Here is a 24,446-nt window from a genome sequence, read left to right on the forward strand (position 1 = left end):
GTCCAGCTTACCTGACGCGACAAGAGCCGCCCACCGCATTACAGCCCGCTGGACGGGCGTCACCACGCCCGGTCTTGGACGTCTGGAAGCCGAACCTCGCGGAACGGCCTGGCTCGAGGCGTCCACCGGTCAGAACAAGCGTGCTGCCGTCCAGATTCCCGTTCGCGCCCCAGACGCCGCGCAGGCGCAGGTTCTCCAGGCCGGAGTGGCTGACCGTCACCTTCCACTCGACCGCGGTGTCGCCCTCGTTGACGACCCGGACCGATGCCATGTAGCCGGAGCTCCAGCTCGCGGTCACCGACACCGTCGCCTCGACGTCGGTGCGGGCCGGCGGGGGCGGCGACGCGGGCGGGGCTGCCGGCGGGGTTGCGGGAGGCGACGCCGGCGGCCGCGGGGACGAGGACGACGGCGCGGGCTTGGTGGTCGCGGCCGGCCCACCGGTGGACTTCTGGGTCGGTGTCCCGTCGGGCGCGGGGTCCGACGTGCGGGCGGTGGCCGAGGTCTTCGACGACGGCGAGGGCGTTCCTGACGTCGTACGGGAAGGGGGTTTGGAGGTGGCGCTCGCCGGGGCCGCCACCGTGACGCGGGGAATCGCCGGCAGCACGACCGCGGGGGCGTTGGACGCCTCGGCGGGACCCACCGCACGGACCGCGATCCAGACGGTCAGCAGCACCAGGATCGCCACGGCGAAACTCAGGACGAACCGAGCGGTACCGAACAAGCGCACCGAGTGGACCCCTCCCCACGGACCGGCGCCGAACGTGAAAACGCCGGCGGGGAAGGGTACCTGTCAGGCCATGCCTTTGGCACGCCGGCCGAGCGAGCGCGTGATCTCCTTCTGCGCGTCGCGGGAGGCCAGGTCTTGCCGCTTGTCGTAGCTCTTCTTGCCCTTGGCCAGGCCGATCTCGACCTTGGCGTAACCGTTGTTGAAGTAGACCTGGAGCGGCACGAGAGTGAGGCCGTCGTCGCGCAGCTTCGTGCGCAGCTTGACGATCTCGTCGCGCTTGAGCAGCAGTTTGCGGACGCGCCGCGGCTCGTGGTTGGTCCAGGTGCCCTGGGTGTATTCCGGGATGTGCAGCCCGTGCAGGAAGATCTCGCCGTTGCTCTCGTGGCCGAACGCGTCGGTCAGCGAGGCCCGCCCGGCCCGCAACGACTTCACCTCGGTGCCGGTGAGCACCATGCCCGCCTCGTACGTATCGAGGATGGTGTAGTCGTGGTAGGCCTTGCGGTTGGAGGCGACGACCTTGCGACCTTGTTCGCGTGGCATGCCGCCGAACCCCCTGTGAAATGAGTGATGGAACTTCAGAATCCTAGCCAACTACCCGCCCATGAGTGAGCGGGCTTGCGTTTACTTCCCCGCTGGCTGCGAGGTCAGGCCGCGTGTGGGTGATTGGCTGCACCCCAGCCGTCGGCGCCACGCTGGGCGATGTTGACGGCTGCGTTGACGTCTGCGGAGGCAACGACCCCACACGAACGGCAGTTGAAGGTGGCCTGGTCGGGCCGGTTCCGCTTGTCCCGGTACCCGCACTTCGAGCACGTCTGTGACGTGTGACGCGGGTCGACCTGGACGAGCGGGACACCGGCCCGGCGGGCCTTGTAGCTCAGGAAGCCGCCCAGTTGAGCGAAGCTCCACGAATGCAGTGCGGCCCGTTGGGGCTTCCTCAGCCGGACCCTCGCACGGATGCCTGTCAGTTCTTCGACGGCGATACCGCGCGAGGTGCGTGCAGCCTCGGCCACAATGCTTTTCGAGACAACGTGGTTGATGTTGGCGGCGTTGCGGGCTTCCTTCTTGTTACGGCGGGCCAGCAGCCGCTTCGCGGACTTGGTGGCCTTGGCCTGCAACCGGGCGCGCAGCCGGACCTGGCGGCGGCGGTAGCGGTTGAGCCGCTTCCCGGCATAGGTCTTGCCGTCGGAGGTGGTCGCGATCTGCACGATGCCCAGATCGACACCGAGCCAACCTTGCGGATCGATCAGGTCAGGCTCTACGACCTCGACGGTGGCATACCGGAACCACATGCCGTCACGGTGAACCAGGTCGGACTCACCGACCGGCAGGATGCCGACAGCTTTGAGCTGGTCCGGCGAGCCGGTGAACGCCACGTTCTTGACCCGGCCGGCGGTGGTCCAGATGGACACAGTGCGGGCATCGTGCTGCCACGACAGCATCCGCGCGTCGTACGGCTGGGCGGCGTCCCACCGGAACCCGATCGGGTCGCTCTCTACCCGACGTCGACGCTTACTGCCCGGCTTGCCGTAGTTGCCGGCCTTGAGGTTCGCCTTCAGCGCGGCGTACGCGTCGGCGACCTTCTTGATGACGTGCTGGGCGGCCTGCGCGCCGAGACCGTAGTCGGCCTTGATGCCCTGGTAGGCGCCCTTGCGCAGGTCGTAGTTGCGGTAAACGCCGCTCACGCGGGCCATGACGGCGACATCGGACGCGGCAGCGTTGCAAGCACGCAGGGTCGCCTCCAACGCCGCTGCCTGCTCGGGCGTCGGCAGGAGTTTGACCTGCACGACCAGCTTCACCCGACCACCGTATCGTTTGCCCTGTGTGACCACGATGGACCCCAGACCCCGTTGTCCGCCGCAGTCGCTCGGTCATATCCAACCTCCCCATCCGCTTGGTCCTCGACACCAAGTACCGGCACGCGGCACTCACCGACCCGACCCTCACCCGCAGCGAGCAGATCATGGCCGTGTGCCGGGATTTCGGCGCCGAAGCTGGTCAACAGCCTCAAGGGCGTCCCGGCCCGCAACCTACGCCAGGAACACGGCCCCGCCTGCGTAAATACCTGCGGGCGGGCACCCGTGGTCGCCGTCGTACTTCGCCGGTTCGTGCGGCGGAGCACCACTCTCCGTGGCCAAGGAGTACATCGAAAACCAGAAACGTCCCGCTGGGTGACGGCTTTCCTCCCAGCCCTGAACGGCCTGGGTTCCAGCCTTACGAACTACTGAAGTCTCAACACAGACAGGGCGGCAGATAGTTCGCCGGGTCGCGGGGCGAGCCGTCGAAGCGGGTCTCGAAGTGCAGATGGTTGCCGGTCGAGGCGCCCGTGGTGCCGACGCGGCCGATCACCTCGCCCCGGCGGACGAACTGGCCGACCTGCACGAGAATCGCCGATTGGTGGCCGTAGCAGGTCTGGAACCCGACGCCGTTGATGCGGCCGTGGCTGACGCAGGTGTAGCGGCCGTACCCGCCGGCCCACCCGGCCCGGATCACCCGGCCGAAGGCGGCCGCCCGGATCGGGGTGCCGCCGCCCGCGGCGATGTCCATGCCGGCGTGCAGCTGCCACACCCGGTAGTAGGGGTCGAACCTCGATCCGTAGTCGCTCGACTTCCAGCCGGACACCGGCATGAGCAGGCGCCCGCCGCCGTACTGGCCGTCGCCGGCCTTGAGCGAGTAACCGCGCAGCGCCGCCTCGATCCGCGCCTCCTCGGCCTTGGCCGCCTCGTAACGGGCGAGCACGGCGGAGCGCTGGGCGTTGGCGACCCGCAGCGCGGCGGCGCGGGTCTGGGTGAGCTTGTCGAGCGCGACCCGGGCGCGTTCGGCGGCGGCCTGCGCCGAGCGGGCGGCGCCGAGACGGGCGCGGGCGTCGGCCTCGGCCTCCTCGGCGGCGCGCTTGGCGAGGCCGGCGCGGTCCTGTTCCGTACGGGCCTCGCGGCGGGCGTCGACCAGTTCCTGCACGTCCTCCTGCTGGCGGCGCATGATCTGGTCGACGAGGCCGAGCCGCTGCATCATGTCGGCCGGGCCGCGGGCCTCGACGAGCATGTTGATCCGCGCGATGTCGCCGCCCATGTAGCTGGCCGTGGCGATCTCGTCGACCCGTTCGCGGGCGCCGTCGACGCGGTCCCGCGCCTGGTCGAACCGTCCGGCGACGGTGGCGTACGCGTCCTGGGCGGTCCTGGCCTTGCGGCTCGCGGTGTTGGCGGCTGTCTGCGCGGCGGCGACGACGCCCCGGGAGGTGGCGACCTTCTTCTGCGCGGCGGGCATCGCGGCGGTCGTGGCCTCGAGACGGCCGGCAGCCGCGCGGGCCACGTCGGTGGCATGTTCCAGTACGGCTTCAGCCCGCTGGACGGCCTTGCCGGCGCGCTCGGCGGCGTCGTCGGGGTCGGCGTGCGCGGGGTGCGGCGCGATGAGCAGGCACGCGCAAAACAGCAGAAGCGCCCATTTTCGGCTATGTCTACGTTTTGACCGCACGAAGAGCACGGTAACGCGACCTTCAGGGTCTTTGGCCCTAAAACGCCCAACGGCCGCGTCCCCTTGATCGGGAACGCGGCCGTCGTGTGTTCAGCGTGAGGGCGTCAGACCTTCAGGTAGAAGCGCAGGGTGACCCACGCGGTGACGGCGCTGACCGCCGCGCCGACCGCCGCCAGCAGCGGCAGCATGAGCCAGACGTTGCCGTTCTCGATCGGCGTGAGGATGGTCGTGAGGGCCTGCAGCTTGTTGTCCAGCAGCACCACCTTGCTCACGAAGAGCGCGATGAAGCCGAGGACCGCGCCGATCAGACCGGCGACCACCGCCTCGAGCACGAACGGCGCCTGGATGAACCAGTTCGACGCACCCACCAGCTTCATGACCGCGACCTCGCGGCGCTTGCTGTAGGCAGCCACCTGGATCGTGTTTCCGACGAGGAGCAGCGCGGCCAACGCCATCACCCCCGCGACCACAAGGGCACCCACCTGGATGGCGTTGAAGATGTTGAACACCTTGTCGAGCAGCGCCCGCTGGTCGATGATGTCCTGAATGCCCTGCATCCCGGTCATCTGGTCGGTGAACGTCTTGTAGGTCTCGGGGTTCTTCAGCTTGACCCGGAAGGACTCCGGCAGGCTGTTCGGCCCGACCGACGCGACGAACTCGGGCGAGTCCTTCCAGAGCTCCTGGAACCGCTTGAGCGCCTCTTCGCGGGTCTCGTAGGTGCGTTCCTTGACCAGCGGGTTAGCCGAGATGGCGGAGTCGATCGCCTGCCGCTGCGCCGCGCTGACGTCCGGGCGCAGGAAGATCGAAACCTCGATCTCGCCGTAGTAGAAGCTCTTCATCTGGTCGACCTGCAGATAAAGCAGCACACTCGCGCCCAGCATGGTCAGCGAGACCGACAAGGTGATGATCATGGCGACCGTCATCGTGACGTTTCGCCACAGGCCCACCAGGACCTCGTTGAGGACGTACTTCAAGCGCATCGGGGGGTTCCTTCCGGGACTCCGCGCGGTTCTTCAGTCGGGGGAAAAAGCGGAGCCGGCCTCAGCCGTAGACGCCGCGGGCCTGGTCGCGAACGATGCGGCCGCTTTCGATTTCGATGACCCGTCGGCGCATCTGGTTGACGATGTTGGAGTCGTGCGTGACCATCACGACCGTCGTACCGGTGCGGTTGATCCGGTCGAGCAGTCGCATGATCTCGATCGAGGTGTCCGGGTCGAGGTTTCCGGTGGGCTCGTCGGCGAGCAGGATCAGCGGCCTGTTCACGAACGCCCGGGCGACCGCGACGCGCTGCTGCTCACCACCGGAGAGCTCGTGGGGGTAGCGGTGTTCCTTGCCGCCGAGACCGACCAGCTCGAGAACCTCGGGCACGACCCGCCGGGACACGGCCTTGGTCTTGCCGATGACCTCCAGAGCGAAGGCCACGTTCTCGTACGCCGTGCGGTTGGGCAGCAGACGGAAGTCCTGGAACACGCAGCCGATGGAGCGACGGAAGTGGGGGATCTTCCACGACCGGATCGAGGTCACGTCCTTGCCGTTCACCTCGACCCTGCCCTGGGTCGGAGCGACCTCGTGGAGCAGGAGCTTGATGATCGTGGACTTGCCGGAACCGGAGGGGCCGATGAAGAAGACGAACTCACCCTTCTCGATACCGACGCTGACTTCGTCCAACGACGGCCGAGACGCCTTCGGGTACGTCTTCGTCACGTTCTCAAGCTGAATCACGGGAAGGCAGTCTACGCGGTGTAACGGAATCTCCAAGTCCGCCGGGTCCGTCAATCTGCACCACGGGTAAAGAAAACCTCGGCCGGACGGCGGCGTCTGACCGAGCGTTCAGACGCCGTGGCAGTCCGTGCCGAGGCGAGCCGTGCAGAGTGGATCAGGACGACTTCTGCGACGTCTTACGCCAGCGGATGCCGGCCTCGATGAACTCGTCGAGCTCACCGTCGAAGACCGACGTCGGGTTGCCGGTTTCCTGCTCAGTACGCAGATCCTTGACCATCTGGTAGGGGTGCAGAACGTACGAGCGCATCTGGTCGCCCCATGATCCAGTGGTGTCCTGCTTGAGCCCCGCCATCTTCGCCTCCTCCTCCTGACGCTTGCGCTCGAGCAGTCGAGCCTGGAGCACGCGCATCGCGGAGGCCTTGTTCTGAAGCTGCGATTTCTCGTTCTGACACGTCACGACGATGCCCGTCGGAATGTGCGTCAGCCGCACAGCGGAGTCGGTCGTGTTAACGCTCTGTCCACCAGGACCCGACGAACGGTAGACGTCGACGCGCAGCTCGTTGTCCGGGATGTCGATGTGATCGGTCTGCTCGACCACCGGCATCACCTCGACGCCGGCGAAGCTCGTTTGACGCCGGCCCTGGTTGTCGAACGGGCTGATACGCACCAGACGGTGGGTGCCCGACTCGACGCTGAGGGTGCCGTAGGCGTACGGGACCTTGACCGCGAAAGTGGCCGACTTGAGCCCGGCCTCTTCCGCGTAAGAGGTTTCGTAGACCTCGGTCGGGTAGCCGTGACGCTCGGCCCAGCGCAGGTACATGCGCATGAGCATCTCGGCGAAGTCGGCCGCGTCGACGCCGCCGGCGCCGGCCCGGATGGCGACCACCGCTTCCCGGGAGTCGTACTCCCCGGAGAGCAGGGTGCGCACCTCCATCTCCTCGACGGCCTTGCTGAGGCCGATCAGCTCTTCGCCGACCTCGTTCACCGACCCCTCGTCGCCCTCGGCCTCGGCCATCTCGAGCAGAAGCCCGGCGTCGTCGAGCCGGGAACGGAGACGATCCATCTTGGCGATTTCGCCGGAGACGTACGAAAGGCGGCTATTGACCTCTTGTGCACGGGCCTGGTCGTCCCACAGGTCGGGCGCAGAGGCCTGCTCCTCGAGATCCGCCTTGTCCCGCCGCAGCTTGTCGACGTCCAGGACGTTCTCGATGTTGCGCAGGGTGGCGTCGAGGGTCTTGAGTTGCTCGGGGTAGTCCGCAGCGGTCACAACACTCAAGACTACGCCGCCCCGCCCAGAAAGCTGGCCGGGGCGGCCCAGTCGTCAGTGGCCTCGTCACTGGCCTCGTCAGTCGCCTCGTCAGTTCGCCGGAGCGATCTTGAGCCAGCTCAAGGCGGCCTTGTGATAGGCGACGGCGAACTCGAGGGCGGCGGCGCCGTACTGATCGCCGGCCTTCTTGGCCTCCTTCGCCTGCTCCCGGGCCATCGCGAGCGCCTCGGAGTGATACTCGGTGGACGCGGTGTAAAGGGTCTGCAGCTGATTGCCGCTGTGCTGATCGCCGAAGGCGACCCGCAGCGCGACCGGGTTGCGCAAGGCGTCCCGGCCCGGGGCCTCGGCAAGCCACCGGCTGAAGGCTCGCTTGCCGGAGGCGGTGATGGCGTAGGGCTGGCTGGATCGTGGGCCTGGCTTGCCGAGGCGGACGTAACCCATTTCGGCGAGAACCGGCAATTCGCGGTAGACCTGGCTCCGCGTCATCGACCAGTATGGCCCGAGACGGCGTTCGGCAGCCGCCATGAGCTGTCCGCCGGTCATCGGCCCCTCGTGAAGCAGGCCGAGCAGAGCGGCAGCCGTGGGATTGATCTGAGAGTCGGGCATGCCTTCTAAGCTGCCACTTTGTCGCGCCGACGTCCAGGATTTCGCCCGATCCGTCCAGTTTGCGTCTCCACAAGCGACTGTCGCGCACAGACTGTCCGACCACGAGGGTCAAGACGGCGCGTTCTGCCTAAAAAATCGCCGTTGACCAGCTAAAATGGCGCTAGCCAAACGGTCAGACGGCGATGCCGGGCAGCAACCATCCGAAAACCGGACACAAAGCCGCTGAGAAACGGCCGCGCTCCCAATAAATGCGACATTGACCTCGGTTTCGTCGCGCCAGGACGCGGTTTCGGCCTTCGGACGCCCTTCGAGGCCCCCTTCAGACGCCCTTCGAGGCCCCCAGAATCGCCGCGTACCCTGAGCCCCATGACAGAGCAGGAGGTCGCAGCGGCCCCTAAACCGGCTGCCGCCGCCGAGCAGCCCTCGTCGAACGGTCTTCTGCTGGCCGGCGTCACGCTGGTCTGGATGGGCGCGATGCTGTGGTCGGCGCGCGCCACCATCACCGGGCGCGTCGACGTCGAAATGGAGGTCACCTCCACCGCCTACGCGCTGCCCGGTGCCATCTCGGCCAGCATCGTCACCGGGTCCACCGTGGCGCTCGCCGTGCTGGCCCTGCTGAGCCGCCGTCGCGAGCTCGGCGCGAGCACCCGTTTCGCGATCGCCACCGGCACCGGCCTGGTCCTCGGCATCCTGGGCGCCCTGGTGATCGTCACGATCAACACCGAGGGCTGGCTGTACGCGGTGGTCGGCGGCACGGTCGCGGCCGCGTCGACGATCGGCGGCGCGCTGGCCGGCTTCCGCATCCCCCGCGTGATCAACGCGGCCGGCTGGGCGTCGGTGGCCGTCTTCGTGGTCGGCTTCGTGCTCAACGTCTTCCAGGGCCCGCTGCTCGACGTGCTCAGTTCCGACGACGCGTCGTCACGAGCCAACGCGACACAGTGGTTCACCTACGGCCAGGGGCTGCTCAGCGGTCTCGCGGCGGGCATCGTGTCCTATCTCGTGCTGCGCCGCGCCCGTCGCCGCTCCGGCGAGCTGGACGTGCCCTGGCCGCTCTACGGTCTCGCGGGCGCCGGCCCCGGCCTGCTGCTCGTGATCGCCGAGATCCTCACCCGCACGGCCGGGCACCGCGTGCTCGACCTGGCCGGCCGGGTCAGCGAGCTGGAACTGGTGGTGCAGCAGACGCTCAGCGGTGCGCGGCTCAACAGCGCGCTGATCGTCCTGTTCATCGGCGCGATCAGCGGCACCATCGCGGTCGGCCGCACGATCAGCCCCGCCACCGACGACGAGGAAGAGCCCGCCCCCGCGAGCTAGGCCCTTCGCGCTCGCGGTCCGTTTCCCGGCGGCCCCGCACCGGCATCCAGCTCGCGCGGCCGCCGGCGGGGCACCGACGCGACAGAGCTCTTCGGAGCCGAGCTAGACCAGTTCGTCGAGCTCTGTCACCGCGTACCACTCCAGCTCGTGGTCCTCGGCGCTGTCGACCGTGAACTGGGCGTCGGGATCGCCCGCGGCGGCCTCGTCGACCACCTCGGCCGCAGCCGCCACCGCCTCGGCCGCGTCGGTGCCGTCAACGTGGATCGCGGCAATCTCCTTGAGCGACACCGGCTCGGGCAGCCGCACGGTGCTGGAGCCGAGCTCGACGTCCTCGCGCACGAGCGCCGTGGACGGCACGTCGGCCGAGACCACGACCCGCCGCCGCGGCGCCGCCGGGTCGAGGCGCAGCAGGTGGAGAGCGCCCTGGGCGGCCCGGGTGAAGGCGACGTATTCCAGCTCCTCCTCGTCGCCCTCCGCATACCACTCGCGGAGCGCCGGAGTCACGGCGTGCGCCTCCAGCGGCCCGGAGCCGAGGCTGCCCTTCGCACGCAGGGCCGCGAGCATCGGCACGGTGGCCGGCACGTAGACCCGGACCAGCTCGGTGATCGGCACGTCTCCTCCTGCGGTTGGACCGTCCCCGTAGTACACCGCCGCCGCGGTTTCGGGGTAGGCCCATTCCACCAGTCGTGCCCGGATCGTGGCGGGCCGGGGCGGCCGGCCTGTGGACAACCCGCTTTTGTGGATAACCCGGCCTGCTCCCACCTCCCGGGGCTAGTGTCGGCCGCCCCGGGTGGGAGAGGGCTCGGTGACAAGAGCTCAACAGCCGCAAGCCTCGGCCATCACCGGAGCAGTGCGAGGGTCGGCCGGGGCCATGACGTCGCCCAGCGGCGTGCGCAACGGAAATCCCTCCCGCACCCAATACTCGACGCCTCCGATCATCTCCTTGACCGCATAGCCGGCCCGGGCCAGCACGAGAGCCGCCCGGGTAGCGCCGTCACACCCCGGCCCCCAGCAATAGGTCACCACGGGCACCGCCGGGTCGAGTCCACCCGGCAGGTCCGCGGTCGGCCCGTGCACCGCCCCGGGAATGTGTCCCTGGTCCCAGGCCTGCTTCGACCGCGAGTCGACCAGCACGAAGCCTGGCTCCCCGCTCGCGAGGGCCGCCCTCACGTCGGCGACATCGGTCTGGAAAGCGAGCCGGGCGGCGAAGAATTCAACGGCGGTGATTGTCATGACACATCACGCTAGGTGCACGAACGCCACTGTTACATGGTCGTTCCCCGGCACATCTGGCGCTCGGCCGGGGAAAGACGCTTAAATGGCCGCCATGACCACGGATGCCGCGCTCGACCGTACGGACTGGCAGCTACTGACCGAGTTGCAGAAGGACGGCCGGACCTCGTACGCGGAACTGGCTCGTGCCGTGGCGATGTCTCCCAGTGCTGTCGCCGAGCGGATTCGCCGGCTCGAGGACGCGGGCGTGATCGCGGGCTATCGGGCCAGCCTCGACCCCGAGCGCCTGGGTCTTGAGGTGATGGCTTTCGTCCGGCTGCGCTACCCGACCGGCAACTACCGGCCCTTCCACGCCCTGCTCGATTCGACGCCCGAGATCGTCGAGGCTCATCACGTGACCGGCGAGGACTGCTTCGTGCTCAAGGTTCTGAGCCGCTCGATGCGTCACCTCGAAGAGATCACCGGCCGCATCGCGGGTCTGGGCCCGGTCACGACGAGCGTGGTCTATTCGAGCCTGCTCACCGGACGTGCCATCTCCGAGCCGAAGTGAAGCCATCGGTGGCAAACTGAGGCATTCAGGGGGTGAGATGACCGAACCACGCTTCCTGCTGCTCCCTGACGTCGCCGCCGAGCTGAACGTCTCGGAGTCGCAGGTCTATCACATGGTCCGTAGCGGCGAGCTCCCCGCGATCAAGATCGGCGGCCGGGGTCAGTGGCGGGTTGAGCGCGCCCGGCTCGAGCAGTACATCGAGCAGAAGTACGCCGAGACGGCCGACTGGGTGGCCCGGAATCCGCTGAACGCCGCCGAGGAACGCGACTGAACCACCCGGTTTGTCCCTCTTCTCGCCTGGCCAAGTTCGATCTCATCGCGCGTTGACCCGTCTTCAAAATGCCGGAGACAATCGTCGTCACAGGCAAACGAAGGCAAACAAAGGCAAACGCAAGATCGTGACAGGACTGGGGTGGGTGGAACGATGAACAGCACGTTGGAGGCAACCCTCACAGAGGCCGCGCCAAGCCGCCGCCCCCATCGCCGGAAAGGGCCGCAGACCACCGTCACCCTGCGTCCCACCCCGCGCTGCGAGCCGCCCTTCGACGACGAGTTGGAGCCCATCGTCTGGGCCACCGCCCACCAAATGGCCCTCGACTGGCCCGCGCCGGCGCAGCGCCCCACACCGGCGAAGCCGAATGACGCGCCCCCGGCCGCCATCGCCGGCGCCTCGGCCGACGCCAGGCTGGCCGTCCGCTGCTTCGTGCGCACCTGCGTCGAGGTCCTCAACGGTCACCGCCCGGCCGCCCACCTGCGCCGCCTCTCCCGCCCGATGGAGGCGTCCGAGGTCGTCGCTCAGGGCACGGCCGCGGCCCACCGCGTGGCCGATCTCCGCAAGGCCTCCCACCCCGGCCGCCGCACCCCGCGCCGCACCGCCCCCGTGGCCGTCATCCGGGTTGTTCTCTGCGAACCGCGCCCGGGCGCCATCGAGGCCGCCGTGGCCCTGTTGACCGCCGACCGCACCTGGGCACTGGCCCTGCGGCTCGAACTGCACCAGGAATCCTGGCGCGCCACGGCGTTGCGCCTCGTCTGAGAGCCCCCGGGGCGCCTGCCGACCACGCCCGGCAGCGGGCGTTCCGGGCCGGGACAGACGAACGGCCCGCGAGCAAGAACGCTCGCGGGCCGTCGGAAAGCTGGCTCAGGCGGCTCCAGGAGCCCCGTGGCAGCGCTTGTACTTCTTGCCCGAGCCGCAGTAGCACGGCGCGTTACGCGACGGCCCGTTCGACTCGGTGGCCTGGCGACCCGCGGTCCGCGACGACGTGTGCGCCGGACCGGCCGGCACCGGGGAACCGCCGGGGCCGATGCCGAGCGCCGGAGCCTCCTGCCGGGTCGGGCCGCTCTGGATCACCGGGGAGCCCTCGCCCGCCGCGCCGTCGATCGCCGGTGCGGTGTACTGCAGGTTCTGCGGACGACCGGGGCCGCCCAGACCCTTGGCCCGCACCTCGACGCGGTCGGAGTCGGTCTCGTTGTCGCCGGGGGCCATCACGCCGCCGGCCGGCAGGGGCACCGCCTTGCTGGGGTCGACGGTCACCGTGGGCTGCTCCTCGACCTGAACCTCCAGGTTGAACAGGAACCCGACCGCCTCCTCCTTGATGCCCTCCATCATCTGGTTGAACATGTCGAAGCCCTCGCGCTGGTACTCGACCACCGGGTCGCGCTGGGCGTACGCCCGCAGGTTGATGCCTTCCTGCAGGTAGTCCATCTCGTAAAGGTGCTCGCGCCACTTACGGTCGATGACGCTGAGCAGCACCTGGCGCTCGAGCTCACGCAGCGCCTCGGCCCCCAGCTCCTCTTCGCGGGTCGAGTAGGCCGTGCGGGCGTCCTCGACAAGCTGGGCGGAGAGGAACTCCTGGTCGATCGTGCCGCGTTCGCCGCCGGACTCCTCGACGATGTCGTCGATCGTGAGGCTGACCGGGTAGAGGCGGCGCAGGTTCGTCCAGAGCTGGTCGAGATCCCAGTCCTCGGCGTAGCCGTCTGTGGTGGCCGCGGTCACGTAGTCGGCGACCACGTCGTCGATCATGTTGGCGACCTGGTCGTGCATGTCCTCGCCGTCGAGCACGCGCTTGCGCTCGGCGTAGATGACCTGGCGCTGCTTGTTGAGCACCTCGTCGTACTTGAGGACGTTCTTGCGGATCTCGGCGTTCTGACCCTCGATCTGGGTCTGGGCGCTGCGGATCTGCCGGGTCACCATCTTGGACTCGATCGGCACGTCGTCGGGGATGTTGAACCGCTCCATGACGGCCTCGACCGCACCCGCGCGGAACCGCTTCATCAGGTCGTCCTGCAGGGACAGGTAGAACCGGGACTCGCCCGGGTCGCCCTGCCGGCCGGAGCGGCCGCGGAGCTGGTTGTCGATGCGCCGCGAGTCGTGCCGTTCGGTGCCGAGCACGTAGAGCCCGCCGGCCGCCTGGACCTCGGCGGCCTCTTCCTCGCAGGCCTCCTTCCAGATCGGCAGCACCTCTTCGAGGGCCTTCGCGTACTCCTCCGGGTTCTCGACCGGGTCGAGGCCGCGCTGGGCGAGCTCGTTGGCCGCGAGGAACTCGGGGTTGCCGCCGAGCAGGATGTCGGTGCCGCGGCCGGCCATGTTGGTGGCCACCGTGACGCCGCCCTTACGTCCGGCCTGCGCGATGATCGTCGCTTCCTGGGCGTGGAACTTCGCGTTCAGCACGCTGTGCGGGATGCCGCGGCGGCGCAGGAGCTGCGAGAGGATCTCGGAGTTCTCGACCGAGACCGTGCCGACCAGGATCGGCTGACCGCTGGCGTGGCGCTCGGCGATGTCCTCGATGACGGCCTCGAACTTGGCCTTCTCGGTCTTGTAGATGACGTCGGGGTGGTCGATGCGGATCATCGGCCGGTGGGTCGGGATCGAGACGACGCCGACCTTGTAGACGCTGTTGAACTCGCCGGCCTCGGTCTGCGCCGTACCGGTCATGCCGCCGAGCTTCTCGTACAGGCGGAAGTAGTTCTGCAGCGTGATGGTCGCCAGGGTCTGGTTCTCCTGCTTGACCTCGACGCCTTCCTTCGCCTCGATGGCCTGGTGCATGCCCTCGTTGTAGCGGCGGCCGTGCAGGATGCGACCGGTGAACTCGTCGACGATGAGGACCTCGCCGCCCTCGTCGACGATGTAGTCCTTGTCCCGCTTGTAGAGCTCCTTGGCCTTGATGGCGTTGTTCAGATAGCCGACCAGCGGGGTGTTCACCGACTCGTAGAGGTTGTCGATGCCGATGCGGTCCTCGACCTTGGCCACGCCGCGCTCGGTGATCGCGATGGTGCGCTTGGCCTCGTCGACGTCGTAGTCGGCCTCGCCCTCCTTGCCGCGCTGCAGCCGGTTGACCAGGGCGGCGAACTCGCCGTACCACCGGGCCGAGTGCTCGGCGGGACCGGAGATGATCAGCGGCGTACGCGCCTCGTCGATGAGGATCGAGTCGACCTCGTCGACGATGGCGTAGTTGTGGCCGCGCTGCACCAGTTCGTCCTTCGACCACGCCATGTTGTCGCGCAGGTAGTCGAAGCCGAACTCGTTGTTCGTCCCGTACGTGATGTCGCACTGGTAGGCGGCCCGGTGCTCGATCGACGGCCGGTTCGGCAGGATCACGCCGACGGTGAGGCCGAGGAAGACGTGCACGCGGCCGACCCACTCGGCGTCGCGCTGGGCGAGGTAGTCGTTGACCGTGATGATGTGCACGCCCTTGCCGCTCAACGCGTTGAGGTAGGCCGGGAACACGCCGGTCAGGGTCTTGCCCTCACCGGTCTTCATCTCGGGGATGTTGCCGAAGTGCAGGGCCGCGCCACCCATGAGCTGGACCTCGTAGGCCCGTTGGCCGAGCACTCGTTTCGCGCCCTCGCGAGCCACCGCGAACGCCTCGGGCAGCAGCGAGTCGAGGGACTCGCCGTCCTGATAGCGCTCTTGGAACTGCTGGGTGCACTCGCGCAGCTCTTCGTCGGTGAGGTCGACGTAGTCGTCCTCGATCGAGTTGACCGCTTGCGCGATCGCTTTGAGCCGTCGCACCATGCGGCCTTCGCCGGCGCGTAGGACCTTTTCCAATATCGACACGGGTCAGCGCTCCCCTAGACAGTCTGCCGAACCATCGTAGGCATCCTTCCGCCGGAGCAGTGACCCGAGCCTCCGGTTAACCGCACAAAGGGTGCGAAACTACACATCAAGTTCGCTGAGAGCGCAGGAGTTCAGGCAGGATAAGCCGGGAGAAGGAGAGGGCGGGACCATCGCACAGATCAACGGCACAGGGGTACGCCTCCGGGCGTTTCGCGCCGACGACGCCGAGGCACTCGCCATCGGGCTCGACGATCCGATCACCCAACGGTTCCTGCCCTCGTTGTCCACCCCGTTCACCCTCGCGCACGCCGAGCGCTACATCGCCGAGCGTGTCGCGGCCACCTACGCCGAGGGCGGCACGCTCTACGCCATCGCCGATCCCGAGACCGACGAGCTGCTCGGCGGCATCGGCTTCGACAAGGTAGTGCCTGCTCGCAGGCAGGCCGAGGTCGGTTACTGGGTCGGTCCGTGGGCCCGCGGACGGGGTGTGGCGACGGCCGCGCTGCGATCCCTGAGCCGGCACGCCCTGGCCCACGGTCTCGAACGGCTCGAGCTGCTGGCCCACTGGGAGAACCCGCTCAGTCACAGGGTCGCCCTCAACGCCGGTTACACCCGAGAGGGCGTACGTCGTGGGGCCGAGCCCGGCCGCGGCGGCGAACGCGACGACATGGTCGTCTTCACCCGCCTCGCCGCCGACTCGGGCGACCCTCCGCCGCGCCTTTTGCCCGATCTTCCGGGCGGCGAGCTCACCGACGGCGTGGTGCGTCTGCGTCCGCTCGGGCCGGGCGACGTCGACTTCCTCACAGAGCTTCGGGCACTGCCCGACGTGATCAACACGAGCGTGCCGCCGGTCGCCCCCACCCGGGAACAGAACCGTCGCCGCTGCGCGTGGGCCGAGGCGCAATGGCTTGCCGGCACCCGGGCCGACCTGGTGATCGAAGACGTGGCCGACGGGCGGCCGGCCGGCGACATCGGCCTGTTCTACGACGAGCCCTTCACCCAGCAGGCGATGATCGGCTACAGCATGCTGCCGGCCTACCGCGGGCGGGGTTTCCCGACCCGGGCGGCCCAGCTTCTGTCGCTGTGGGTCTTCGCCGAGACCGGCGTCGTACGGCTCATCGCCGGCGCCCACCCGGACAACCTGGGTTCCCAGCGGGTGTTGACCAAGGCGGGCTTTCATCAGGAGGCCTACCTGCGCAAACGCCTGCCGGGCCCGGACGGGACACGCACCGACGACGTGCAGTTCGTCCTCCTGGCCGAGGACCTTCTGAACTGAAGGCCCCCGGCGGTGATGGGTGACTAGCCCGTGGTCTCGAGCGACAGGATGCCGTAGTCGTAGCCGCGGCGGCGATAGACGACGCTGGGACGGCCGCTGTCCTTGTCGAGGAAGAGATAGAAGTCGTGGCCGACGAGCTCCATCTGGAAGAGGGCGTCGTCGACGGTCATCGGGTCAGCGGGGTGTTCCTTCTCCCGCACGATGCGCCACGGCTGGTCCTCGTCATGTTCCGCGAGGGCGGTGGCGACCGGTGAGGTCTCCTCGGCCGTTTGGGCGAGGAGGAGGTCGGTGGGCAGGCCGGCGGTGGCCGCCGCCACTGACATGGGGGCGTGACGCCCGCGGTGCACCCGGCGCCGGTCGGCGGAGCGCCGCAGACGGCCGTCGAGCTTGGTGATGGCGCAGTCCAGGGCTGCGTAGAAGTCCTTGGCGCAGGCCTCGGCGCGAATCACGGGGCCTCTCGTCATGACGGTGATCTCGACTCGCTGGCACGTGTCGGACTGGCGTGGATTGCGCTCGTGGAACAGCTCGACGTCTGTCCGGATCAGCTTCTGGTCGTAGCGCTCGACCTTGCTCAACTTGTCGGCGACGTGTTCCCGGTAGTGATCGGGAACCTCTACGTTGCGGCCCTTGACGACAATGTCCACTCGTGACCTCCCCCAACGTTTGCTTCTACAGACCCCTCCGACCGCCCCGCCCACCGCCCTGAAGACGGCTGAAGGCAGAGCTATTGGGAGCCGGGGGCGCCGTACTGCGACGCGGTGTTGATGATCGGCGGCGACGCCGTGAACGACCCCGATGGTCAGCTCACTGGGCGTGACCGATGGCGAAGTAGACGACTCCTTTCCGGTGCGGCGGTTCGCGGGAACGCTGCGCCTGGCCGGGTGGGCGGGATGAGCCGTGACTCATACCCTCGTCACAAAGACGCTAACGTGCCGACGCTCTCTCGTCACCCCTCGTTCGGGATACCGAATGCCCGAGGTTCCACCTTTTCTGTGACCCCAGGCGAGAAATTACCGAAACCGGATGACGACGATCTCCGCAACTGTGTGGCAGCTAACACCGCTGCACCCGCGACCTGCATCTTCGCCTCCTCGAGCCGACCCGTAGCGGCGGCCAGAGTGGCCCCCGTGGTGACGATGTCGTCGACTATGACCAGCGTGCCTTTCGGGGGCCCGGAGCGCCGCGGAACGCCGATTCGGGCCCGCCGGATTCGCAGGGAATCCTCAGCTACGGCACGCCGATCAGCCACGCTCAGTGACGTAGAGTCAGGGCGCGGTAACGCTTCGAGCCGAGGGGTGACAGAAGCGTCCCAACCCGCCACGCGCAGCCGCCGCACAGCGTGTGCGGCCAACCGCATCATGTGATCGCCGTGCCGCTCCCGGGCCGCCGCGGCGGTCGACGGCACGGGCACGAGAGCCACCGGTGTCCCGCGCGGGGCGAGGGCGGCCACCGCGGTCGCCAGCAGACCGCCGAGCGGCTTGGCCAGCCGGTGCCGGCCCTTCTCCTTGTAAGCCAGCAGCGCCCCGCGCAGCGCCCCGTCGTAGGGCCCGACGGCCACACAGACCGGCCAGCCCGGCGGGGGCGAACCCGGCGCGGTGCGGAACGGCCTCAGCGCCTCCAGACGCGCGGCGCAGGTCGCGCACGCGCCGTAGCGCAGCGGCACCCGCTCGGCCTCGCACCCGGCGCACGGGGCGGGCAGCACCAGGTCGGCGAGGTCGGCGAGAAGCCCGGCCACGGTCGTGCTCAGCCCAGGAAGAACGGGGCGGTCGGGCTGCCGCCGGACGACGGCGACGGCGCAGGGCCGGCCAACTGCTTCACGGTGATCTTCTCGGCCACGCTGAGTACGTCGTAGGCCTCGGTGCCGGCCATGTACGACTCCGAGTCCGACCACTCGCCGCCGTTCACCGGGCTCGACGGATAGGCCGTCAGGTAGGTCACCTGCTGGGAGCCGATGTCGTCGAGGCGGGTCTTGGAGAGCGCCCCGTCGATCGTCATGTCGAGCACGGCGTACCGCTCGTCCCCGGCGTCCCTCAGCGCACCGGCCACCACGAGGTAGGTCTCGCTGCTCCACGCCACCGCCGTCACCGTCTTCAACTTGGGCGCCAGCACCTGCTCGGGCTGGTTCAACGCGACCCCGTCGCCGCTGGTGTCGAGCGTCGCCCGATAGAGCCGGCCACCGCTGGTCACGGCCACCCGATAGCCGTCGGGAGCCACAGCGATCGCCGAGATGGGGCCCGGGGCGCCCGGCCACTCGACCGGCTGGGCCCGCGAGCCGACGGCGTCGAAACTGTAGAGCTTGTTGTTCATGGTGATCAGCCCGATCGCCCGGGTGGCGACGTCGCCGGCGGGCACCTGCGCCCAGACCGGCACACCGAGCGCGCCCGAGAGGAGACCCACCTCTTTGAGGTCGGCCTGCTCGCCCTGCGGCGCCTGCGCCACCCGCAGTTTGCGGCCGTCGCCCGATCCGGTCACCAGCGCCGCATAGGTGCGGGTCGGCGACGCGCTGAAGGCGGCGGAGGCGACGTTCTTGTTCGCGGCCGGCTTGATCAGGGGCACCGGCTCGTCGACGTGCGGCGACTCCATGAGCCGCCGGATCACCCCGCTCTGTACGGCGAACCGCTCGGGCGCGTCAGCGAGCCGATAGGCCGGATTACTGTCCAGGAACTCGCCGTCGACGCTGCGGACCGGGTCGTTACGGCCGATCTTGATCACGACCGTGCGCGCCTTCAACGGCCGGATGGACCACTGGAGCTGCCGTCGCAGCCGGTCGATCGCGCCCGCGTCGGCGCCCTGCGGAATCGCCTTCTCGTTGAGGTTGACCTCGAGCGTGTCGTTGTTGATCGCGGGCACGTTGTCGGCCAGCTGGGTGCCCTGCGGCAGGCTGTGGACCGCTTCGCGCAACCAGGGGGACGGGCCACCGGTCAGCCAGTCGAGAATCGTCGTCGGCTGCTGCACGCCCGGCACGGTGCGCGGCATGTAGCGCAGGTCGGGCACGAGCCCGGTGTTGTCGTTGTTCCACCAATAGATCGTGCGGCGGTAGTAGAACGATTCGAGCGCCTTGTCGGTCATCAACATCTCGGCCGGCGCGTTGAGCAGGTACAGACCTGTGCGGCCCTGCACCGAGCCGACCTCGAACGTGTACGACACGGGGTCGGTGGAGACCTGGGGGTGGAGCACGCCGTCGCTGGTCAGCGTGCCGACCACCTGCACCCTGAATGTGATCCTGGCCTGGCCGGGCGAGTAGTTGGGCTCCTCGACCTCGCGAACGATCTTGATGTCGTTGCCGGTCGAGAAACGGGCCGCCTCGTCGGGGGCCAGGAACGTCTTCACCCGGTCCAGCGCGGTGCCGGGGTCGCCGGCCGCCGCCTGCAGGTAATAGTCGGCGAGCGACTCGGTGTCGGTGGCGTTCTCCCTTGTGTACTGGGTCGGCGGCGGAAGCTCGACGCCGACCGAGCCCCCACCCGACGGCCCGTCGCCGACGACCGTCACGCTGCTCTCGTCCGGGATGCCGCACCCGCCGAGCAGGAGCGCGCCCAGCACGAGCACGGCACAGAGCCGACGCTTCATCAGAGCACCTCAGCTTTCGGCCCGGATGCTTTCGGCCCGGAAGCCTTAGGCCCGGAAGCATCCGGCTCGGACGGTTCCGCCGTGGTTTCCGGCGCGGTCTCGTCGACGGTGCGGTCGCGCGGGATCAACGGCAGCGGCGCCGCGAGCAGCCGGTCACCCGAGCGCACCGGCAGGGTGAGCCGGAACTGGGCACCCTCGCCGGGGGCGCCCCACGCCTCGAGCCAGCCGCCGTGCAAGCGCGCGTCCTCGGCACTGATCGACAGGCCCAGACCCGTACCCCCGGTCTGTCTCGCCCGGGACGGGTCGGCCCGCCAGAACCGGTTGAAGACCAGCCGTTCCTCGCCCGGTTTGAGGCCGATGCCGTGGTCGCGCACCGTGATCGCGACCGCGGACTCGTCGCTGGCCAGGGTGACCTGCACCGGTTTGCCCTCGCCGTGCTCGACGGCGTTGCCGACCAGGTTGCGCAGCACCCGCTCGACCCGGCGGGGGTCGACCTCGGCGATCACCGGCGTGTCGGGCAGGTGCAGCTCGATCGTCACGCCGACCCGCTCGGCCAGGCCGGACAGGCGGTCGGCGACCCGCTCGACGATCGGCACGAGATCACTGTGCTCGGCGTCGAGGGCGGCGAACCCGGCGTCGAAGCGGCTGATCTCGAGCAGGTCGGTCAGCAGGCTCTCGAACCGGTCGAGCTCGGCCTGCAGCAGCTCGGCGCTGCGCGCGACGGCCGGGTCGAACTCGTCGCGCTCGGCGAAGATCAGATCGGCTGCCATCCGTACGGTGGTCAGTGGGGTTCGAAGCTCGTGGGAGACGTCGGACGTGAACCGGCGCTGCAGGCGGGACAGCTCTTCGAGCCGCACGATCTGGCGCTGCAGGTTCGCCGCCATCTGGTTGAACGAGGCGGCGAGAAGAGCCAGGTCGTCTTCGCCGTCGACCTTCATGCGCTGGTCGAGCAGGCCGGCGCTGAGCCGCTGGGCGGTGCGCGCGGCGACCCGCACCGGCGTGACAACCAGACGGGTGACCAGGCCCGCGATCACCCCGAGCATGATGACCAGGGCCAGGCCGGTGGCCAGCACCGTCGTGCGGATCTGGTTGGCCGCGCTGTCCTCGGTGGTCAGCGGCACCAGGTAATAGAGCTCGACGTGACCGAAACTGGTCGGCACCGGGGAGCCGGTCACCAGGTATTTCGTGGTCCGGCCGTCGACCCGGGCGGTGACGATCTGGCGGGCCACCTTCTTCTCGTCGGAGACCTCACGCCTCAGGTCGAGGGTGATGAGCTGGTCGGTGTCGACGTTCGACGACGTGATCGACGGCAGCTCGGGGAACTGGCCGGCCCGCATGGACACCACGGACCCGCCGGACTCGGTCGGGTCGCCGTCGGCCAGCTGGTTCACGATCAGGCTGAACGTTTCCGGCAGTTTCGGATCGCGTGCGGCCGGGTTGGTCGTGAGCTGCTGTTCCGCGTACGCCACCTTGTTCCGCATCGAGACCTGGACCTCGTCCTGCGCGCGGTTGAGCAGGATCTTGGCGCTGCGGTCGGCGATGAACCAGCCGAACGCCCCGACGAGCAGGCTCGACGCGACCAGGGTGAGCGCCACGACGCGCAACTGGAGGGAGCGCCGCCAGGACCGGCGGGCCGGCGACGACCACACCTCGAAGCGGCGCGCGAGGACACGCCAGTATCGCCGCAGGACCCTCAGGGTGCGGCGGACGGGGAGCGGAAGCCAGGTGGGAGCACGCATTACGCGGCAAGATTAGCCGCTCGTCGCGCCTAGCCGGTGCCTGCCTTGTAGCCGACCCCCCGCACGGTCAAAATGATCTCGGGCCGCTCGGGGTCCGGCTCGATCTTGGCGCGCAGCCGCTGCACGTGGACGTTGACCAGCCGGGTGTCGGCCGCGTGGCGGTAACCCCACACCTGCTCGAGCAGCACCTCGCGGGTGAAGACCTGGCGCGGCTTGCGGGCCAGGGCCACCAGCAGGTCGAACTCGAGCGGCGTCAGCTTGACCTCTTCACCGTCGCGGGACACCGTGTGGGCCGGCACGTCGATGGTGATCTGGTTGCCGGGCGGCCCGATCGTGAGCATCTCGGGCGCCGCGTCCTCACCCCGGCGCAGCCGGGCCCGCATGCGCGCGACCAGCTCCTTGGGCTTGAACGGCTTGACCACGTAGTCGTCGGCGCCGGACTCCAGGCCGAGCACCACGTCGACGGTGTCGCTCTTGGCGGTCAGCATGACGATCGGGATGCCGGACTCGGCCCGGATCGCCCGGGCCACGTCAATGCCGCTCATGCCGGGCAGCATCAGGTCGAGCAGCACGATGTCGGGCCGGCTCTCGCGGAAGGCGGCCAGGGCTCGCTCCCCGTCGGCGACGAACGAGGGCAGGAATCCCTCACTCCGCAGGACGATGCCGAGCATCTCGGCCAGCGCTGGATCGTCATCGACGACGAGTACCCGGGCTCTCATGCGGTCCAATATTGCACTGTCCTCCCGAACCCCACGTACCCCGGGGGCGATCTTGCACAAATCAGGGGTCAGCTTAGGCGATCCGAAGGCCCGGAAGCGACACCCGGTGGCAGAACGGGCGGCCCCGCGAGGGACCGCCCGGCCGGCTACCTGTAGATCAAGCGCCGGGCCGGTCGAACTCCCCGGCCCGCACACCGGCGATGAAGCCGGACCAGTCGGTGTCGCCGAACGCGAGCACCGGACCGGAGGCGTCCTTCGAGTCACGCACGAGCACGGCCGACGGGACGGTCGCGACTTCGACGCAGTGGCCCGCGGCTCCGCTTCGAGTGCTCTTACGCCAGGAAAGAGTGGCGTCCTGCATCGTGGTTCCCCTTCCGAGGGTGTTAAAGGCACCCCCATTTCAGCTCACGATGCGGTCAGCAGGCGGAGCGCTTCCTCCCTCTCAGCGACAGCCGTTCGGCTCAACTCTGCCGACATCGAGCGTTCCCGCAGGTCAGACAGAGCGTCCCGATAGACGTCGACGTCGGCCGGCTTCACTCGGAAGAGACCACCGGTAAGGCCCTCGCTGTGCGCGACCGGCGCCCGCGTGCCCGCTTCGAACTCCAGAACCATGAACGGCTCGGTCATGCCCGCGTGCGCGCCGGCGCTGAACGGAAGCACCAGAAGCTCAACCCCCGGACGCCCGCTGGCCTCGACCAGCCGCGCCAACTGCCGCCGCAGAACCTCACGCCCGCCGACCTCGCGATGCAGCACGGCCTCGTCGAGCACGATACGCAACATCGGCGGCGGATCCCGGGTCAGCACGGCCTGACGGGCCATGCGCAGAGCGAGGCGCCGCTGGATGGTCTCGGCCGCGCCGACATCGGCCCCGACCTCGATCACGGCCCGGGCGTATTCGTCCGTCTGCAGCAGACCGGGGACGACCTGCGGTTCCCACTCGCTGATCAGCACGGCCTCGGCCTCGAGCGCGACGTATTCGTCGTAAGGGTCGGGCACCGAGGACCGATAGGGCGTCCACCACGCGCGGGCGCGACCACGACTGGCGAGCTCGCGCAGGCGATCACGGTCCTCGACCCGTACGCCGTAGGTGGTCAGCAATCGGTCGAGATCGGGCTCGGTGATGCCGGTGTGCGCGGTCTCGATGCGGCTCAGCTTGGACTCGGACCAGCCGAGCGCGGAGGCCACAGCGGCCCCCCGGCGGGCACCACGAAGGCGGCGCAGCTCATTACCGAGCTCGAGCCGCGCCGTGGAGGTCGCCCTGGCCATGCGGAACACCATAACGGCACATCGGTCGCTGTCTGCAACTTGCATTGCACGCTCTGCACTTGCACGCAGGTCAGAGGCCATGAAGTAATAGAGGTCGGCTACGGGCTCGGGGTGGCGGCAAACACCACCGACCCGAAGAAACGGGTCCCGTCCGTTCGCTCGGACGGGACCCGCTCTCGTCCGAGCGTTGAAGATCCTTAAAACCGCTTTCCCGTACGCCACGTGGAGCGCGACAACCGCGAGCACGACTCCTGCACGTCTCGCGCCGCCCTCTCCCGTCGTGGCCGGGCCCACTGCCGCGACTTTCGCCACGAGATCGAAAAAGCCGTCATCGCCCAGAGTCGGCCGGCGACCCCCGAGTCCTTGCGGCGAGGTTTGTCCGCTATGGGAAAAGGCACCGACCCCGAAGAGCGCCACTTGACCAGTCACCCACACGAGTTAGCGATCGAGGGCATACGGGTCTTGAGCACACCGATGGGCATGAGCGAGCGGATCGAACCGCACGCGAACGGTGGCAGGGGTGAACCGGCGCGGCAAGGGCGGGATACGGCCCGCGCGGCAAAGGGCGGGATGCGGCCCGCGCGGCAGGCGGTGGCGCGGCGGTCGAGGTCGCAGCGCATTGACGCATGGGCCGCGAAGCGCGAATAGCGAACGGGACGACAGGCCTAAGCCCGTCGCCCCGTTCATCCCCCCGGTTTGGTACCGCGCGCGTCCGTGGGACCCCCCGATCACCAATGACGCTGCGTGTTTATAGATTCACACTCCGCACAGGCCATGTCAAGCAAATCCGGAAATTTCCTATTTTCATTGTCTAACTGGGCGTTGCTAACGCTTCACCATCCGCCGTCAAGCAACCCGCCTCGACGGTAGGACCTTTCGGCCGGGCATCGACCCTGACAAGCGCTCTACTGCCCCGTAGTCGTCAAGCCCAGCCCGTACAC

At 68.8% G+C, this 24,446-nt stretch carries 24 protein-coding genes and 2 pseudogenes; 7 read left to right on the forward strand and 19 right to left on the reverse strand.

The genetic code is table 11. The annotated features are described in order from the left end of the window. Positions 1–7: 7 nt before the first annotated feature. From EER30_RS46935 to EER30_RS07095, 3 genes are all read right to left on the reverse strand, one after another. On the reverse strand, positions 8–727 hold the full coding sequence (locus EER30_RS46935) for a cellulose binding domain-containing protein (RefSeq protein WP_164842250.1): 720 nt from the start codon (positions 725–727) through the stop codon (positions 8–10). Between the two features lie 63 nt (positions 728–790). Next, complete coding sequence (gene smpB / locus EER30_RS07090; RefSeq protein WP_127499556.1) at positions 791–1,267, reverse strand: SsrA-binding protein SmpB; 477 nt, start codon at positions 1,265–1,267, stop codon at positions 791–793. Positions 1,268–1,371: 104 nt separating this feature from the next. Further along, positions 1,372–2,523 (reverse strand): RNA-guided endonuclease InsQ/TnpB family protein, encoded by a 1,152-nt coding sequence (locus tag EER30_RS07095; protein ID WP_127499557.1) that lies wholly within the window; start codon positions 2,521–2,523, stop codon positions 1,372–1,374. A gap of 74 nt (positions 2,524–2,597) precedes the next feature. Here EER30_RS07095 and EER30_RS07100 point away from each other — a divergent pair. Continuing rightward, positions 2,598–2,899 (forward strand): annotated as a pseudogene (locus tag EER30_RS07100) (IS200/IS605 family transposase). Positions 2,900–2,956: 57 nt separating this feature from the next. Here the strand turns inward: EER30_RS07100 and EER30_RS07105 are convergent. From EER30_RS07105 to EER30_RS07125, 5 genes are all read right to left on the reverse strand, one after another. Continuing rightward, positions 2,957–4,195 carry a M23 family metallopeptidase gene (locus EER30_RS07105; RefSeq protein ID WP_164842251.1) on the reverse strand — a complete coding sequence of 413 codons (1,239 nt, stop codon included), beginning with the start codon at positions 4,193–4,195 and terminating at the stop codon, positions 2,957–2,959. A gap of 104 nt (positions 4,196–4,299) precedes the next feature. Then, positions 4,300–5,175, reverse strand: a complete 876-nt coding sequence (gene ftsX, locus EER30_RS07110; protein WP_127499558.1) for a permease-like cell division protein FtsX — start codon at positions 5,173–5,175, stop codon at positions 4,300–4,302. A 61-nt stretch (positions 5,176–5,236) separates the two neighbouring features. Beyond that, complete coding sequence (ftsE, locus tag EER30_RS07115) at positions 5,237–5,917, reverse strand: cell division ATP-binding protein FtsE (RefSeq protein WP_127499559.1); 681 nt, start codon at positions 5,915–5,917, stop codon at positions 5,237–5,239. A gap of 154 nt (positions 5,918–6,071) precedes the next feature. Further along, complete coding sequence (prfB, locus tag EER30_RS07120) at positions 6,072–7,184, reverse strand: peptide chain release factor 2 (RefSeq protein WP_127499560.1); 1,113 nt, start codon at positions 7,182–7,184, stop codon at positions 6,072–6,074. Between the two features lie 90 nt (positions 7,185–7,274). After that, positions 7,275–7,790 (reverse strand): PadR family transcriptional regulator, encoded by a 516-nt coding sequence (locus EER30_RS07125; RefSeq protein ID WP_127499561.1) that lies wholly within the window; start codon positions 7,788–7,790, stop codon positions 7,275–7,277. 366 nt (positions 7,791–8,156) lie between these two features. Between EER30_RS07125 and EER30_RS07130 the strand changes: the two genes are divergently transcribed. Beyond that, a complete protein-coding gene (locus tag EER30_RS07130; RefSeq protein WP_127499562.1) occupies positions 8,157–9,101 on the forward strand; it encodes a hypothetical protein in 945 nt (314 codons plus the stop codon). A gap of 102 nt (positions 9,102–9,203) precedes the next feature. Here the strand turns inward: EER30_RS07130 and EER30_RS07135 are convergent, their stop codons facing one another. Together EER30_RS07135 and EER30_RS07140 are read right to left on the reverse strand one after the other, a co-directional pair. Further along, positions 9,204–9,665, reverse strand: a complete 462-nt coding sequence (locus tag EER30_RS07135; RefSeq protein ID WP_127500214.1) for a DUF6912 family protein — start codon at positions 9,663–9,665, stop codon at positions 9,204–9,206. Positions 9,666–9,917: 252 nt separating this feature from the next. Further along, on the reverse strand, positions 9,918–10,334 hold the full coding sequence (locus tag EER30_RS07140; protein WP_127499563.1) for a rhodanese-like domain-containing protein: 417 nt from the start codon (positions 10,332–10,334) through the stop codon (positions 9,918–9,920). 94 nt (positions 10,335–10,428) lie between these two features. On the opposite strand from EER30_RS07140, the gene EER30_RS07145 reads away from it, so the two are divergent. The 3 genes from EER30_RS07145 to EER30_RS07155 all read left to right on the forward strand — a co-directional run bounded on the left by EER30_RS07145 (position 10,429) and on the right by EER30_RS07155 (position 11,917). Then, a complete protein-coding gene (locus tag EER30_RS07145; protein WP_127499564.1) occupies positions 10,429–10,884 on the forward strand; it encodes an Lrp/AsnC family transcriptional regulator in 456 nt (151 codons plus the stop codon). Between the two features lie 37 nt (positions 10,885–10,921). Next, complete coding sequence (locus tag EER30_RS07150; protein WP_127499565.1) at positions 10,922–11,155, forward strand: helix-turn-helix transcriptional regulator; 234 nt, start codon at positions 10,922–10,924, stop codon at positions 11,153–11,155. A gap of 153 nt (positions 11,156–11,308) precedes the next feature. Continuing rightward, on the forward strand, positions 11,309–11,917 hold the full coding sequence (locus EER30_RS07155; RefSeq protein ID WP_127499566.1) for an Rv3235 family protein: 609 nt from the start codon (positions 11,309–11,311) through the stop codon (positions 11,915–11,917). Positions 11,918–12,022: 105 nt separating this feature from the next. Here EER30_RS07155 and EER30_RS50240 read toward each other — a convergent pair whose 3' ends face one another. Together EER30_RS50240 and secA are read right to left on the reverse strand one after the other, a co-directional pair. Beyond that, complete coding sequence (locus tag EER30_RS50240; protein ID WP_489884457.1) at positions 12,023–12,367, reverse strand: SEC-C metal-binding domain-containing protein; 345 nt, start codon at positions 12,365–12,367, stop codon at positions 12,023–12,025. Positions 12,368–12,424: 57 nt separating this feature from the next. Continuing rightward, positions 12,425–14,938, reverse strand: a pseudogene (secA, locus tag EER30_RS07160) (preprotein translocase subunit SecA); the annotation flags it as partial. Between the two features lie 91 nt (positions 14,939–15,029). Between secA and EER30_RS07165 the strand changes: the two are divergent. Beyond that, positions 15,030–16,214 (forward strand): GNAT family N-acetyltransferase, encoded by a 1,185-nt coding sequence (locus EER30_RS07165; protein WP_240669874.1) that lies wholly within the window; start codon positions 15,030–15,032, stop codon positions 16,212–16,214. Positions 16,215–16,237: 23 nt separating this feature from the next. Here EER30_RS07165 and hpf read toward each other — a convergent pair whose 3' ends face one another. The 7 genes from hpf to EER30_RS07200 all read right to left on the reverse strand — a co-directional run bounded on the left by hpf (position 16,238) and on the right by EER30_RS07200 (position 23,505). Then, entirely contained in the window at positions 16,238–16,858 is a 621-nt protein-coding gene (gene hpf / locus EER30_RS07170) for a ribosome hibernation-promoting factor, HPF/YfiA family (protein WP_127499568.1), read from the reverse strand. Positions 16,859–17,160: 302 nt separating this feature from the next. Further along, the gene (locus EER30_RS07175) at positions 17,161–17,949 is read right to left on the reverse strand and encodes a ComF family protein (RefSeq protein ID WP_127499569.1); all 789 of its coding nucleotides are present in this window, start codon (positions 17,947–17,949) and stop codon (positions 17,161–17,163) included. An 8-nt stretch (positions 17,950–17,957) separates the two neighbouring features. Then, positions 17,958–19,781: an LpqB family beta-propeller domain-containing protein gene (locus tag EER30_RS07180; protein ID WP_127499570.1), complete on the reverse strand. Its 1,824-nt coding sequence runs from the start codon at positions 19,779–19,781 to the stop codon at positions 17,958–17,960. Next, positions 19,781–21,520 (reverse strand): MtrAB system histidine kinase MtrB, encoded by a 1,740-nt coding sequence (gene mtrB / locus EER30_RS07185; protein WP_127499571.1) that lies wholly within the window; start codon positions 21,518–21,520, stop codon positions 19,781–19,783. The genes EER30_RS07180 and mtrB overlap by 1 nt, the downstream gene beginning before the upstream one ends. Before the next feature lie 29 nt (positions 21,521–21,549). After that, entirely contained in the window at positions 21,550–22,239 is a 690-nt protein-coding gene (gene mtrA / locus EER30_RS07190; RefSeq protein ID WP_089293161.1) for an MtrAB system response regulator MtrA, read from the reverse strand. 157 nt (positions 22,240–22,396) lie between these two features. Continuing rightward, a complete protein-coding gene (locus EER30_RS07195) occupies positions 22,397–22,600 on the reverse strand; it encodes a DUF397 domain-containing protein (RefSeq protein ID WP_127499572.1) in 204 nt (67 codons plus the stop codon). Positions 22,601–22,644: 44 nt separating this feature from the next. Beyond that, the gene (locus EER30_RS07200) at positions 22,645–23,505 is read right to left on the reverse strand and encodes a DUF5753 domain-containing protein (protein ID WP_127499573.1); all 861 of its coding nucleotides are present in this window, start codon (positions 23,503–23,505) and stop codon (positions 22,645–22,647) included. Positions 23,506–23,727: 222 nt separating this feature from the next. Between EER30_RS07200 and EER30_RS07205 the strand changes: the two genes are divergently transcribed. After that, positions 23,728–24,153: a hypothetical protein gene (locus EER30_RS07205; RefSeq protein WP_127499574.1), complete on the forward strand. Its 426-nt coding sequence runs from the start codon at positions 23,728–23,730 to the stop codon at positions 24,151–24,153. Positions 24,154–24,446 lie beyond the last annotated feature (293 nt).

Source organism: Actinoplanes solisilvae, assembly GCF_003999975.1.
Lineage (GTDB): Bacteria > Actinomycetota > Actinomycetes > Mycobacteriales > Micromonosporaceae > Actinoplanes > Actinoplanes solisilvae.

What these genes read in the sequence shown, in the direction of transcription:
- EER30_RS50240 (WP_489884457.1), bottom strand. Translation starts at nt 12,367, where the DNA reads ATGGCCCCCGGCGACAACGAGACCGACTCCGACCGCGTCGAGGTGCGG.
- EER30_RS07195 (WP_127499572.1), bottom strand. Translation starts at nt 22,600, where the DNA reads ATGCAGGACGCCACTCTTTCCTGGCGTAAGAGCACTCGAAGCGGAGCC.
- EER30_RS07200 (WP_127499573.1), bottom strand. Translation starts at nt 23,505, where the DNA reads ATGGCCAGGGCGACCTCCACGGCGCGGCTCGAGCTCGGTAATGAGCTG.
- EER30_RS07180 (WP_127499570.1), bottom strand. Translation starts at nt 19,781, where the DNA reads ATGAAGCGTCGGCTCTGTGCCGTGCTCGTGCTGGGCGCGCTCCTGCTC.
- EER30_RS07150 (WP_127499565.1), top strand. Translation starts at nt 10,922, where the DNA reads ATGACCGAACCACGCTTCCTGCTGCTCCCTGACGTCGCCGCCGAGCTG.
- smpB (WP_127499556.1), bottom strand. Translation starts at nt 1,267, where the DNA reads ATGCCACGCGAACAAGGTCGCAAGGTCGTCGCCTCCAACCGCAAGGCC.
- EER30_RS07140 (WP_127499563.1), bottom strand. Translation starts at nt 10,334, where the DNA reads ATGACAATCACCGCCGTTGAATTCTTCGCCGCCCGGCTCGCTTTCCAG.
- EER30_RS07130 (WP_127499562.1), top strand. Translation starts at nt 8,157, where the DNA reads ATGACAGAGCAGGAGGTCGCAGCGGCCCCTAAACCGGCTGCCGCCGCC.
- ftsX (WP_127499558.1), bottom strand. Translation starts at nt 5,175, where the DNA reads ATGCGCTTGAAGTACGTCCTCAACGAGGTCCTGGTGGGCCTGTGGCGA.
- mtrB (WP_127499571.1), bottom strand. Translation starts at nt 21,520, where the DNA reads ATGCGTGCTCCCACCTGGCTTCCGCTCCCCGTCCGCCGCACCCTGAGG.
- EER30_RS07145 (WP_127499564.1), top strand. Translation starts at nt 10,429, where the DNA reads ATGACCACGGATGCCGCGCTCGACCGTACGGACTGGCAGCTACTGACC.
- EER30_RS07125 (WP_127499561.1), bottom strand. Translation starts at nt 7,790, where the DNA reads ATGCCCGACTCTCAGATCAATCCCACGGCTGCCGCTCTGCTCGGCCTG.
- EER30_RS07135 (WP_127500214.1), bottom strand. Translation starts at nt 9,665, where the DNA reads ATGCTCGCGGCCCTGCGTGCGAAGGGCAGCCTCGGCTCCGGGCCGCTG.
- mtrA (WP_089293161.1), bottom strand. Translation starts at nt 22,239, where the DNA reads ATGAGAGCCCGGGTACTCGTCGTCGATGACGATCCAGCGCTGGCCGAG.
- EER30_RS07155 (WP_127499566.1), top strand. Translation starts at nt 11,309, where the DNA reads ATGAACAGCACGTTGGAGGCAACCCTCACAGAGGCCGCGCCAAGCCGC.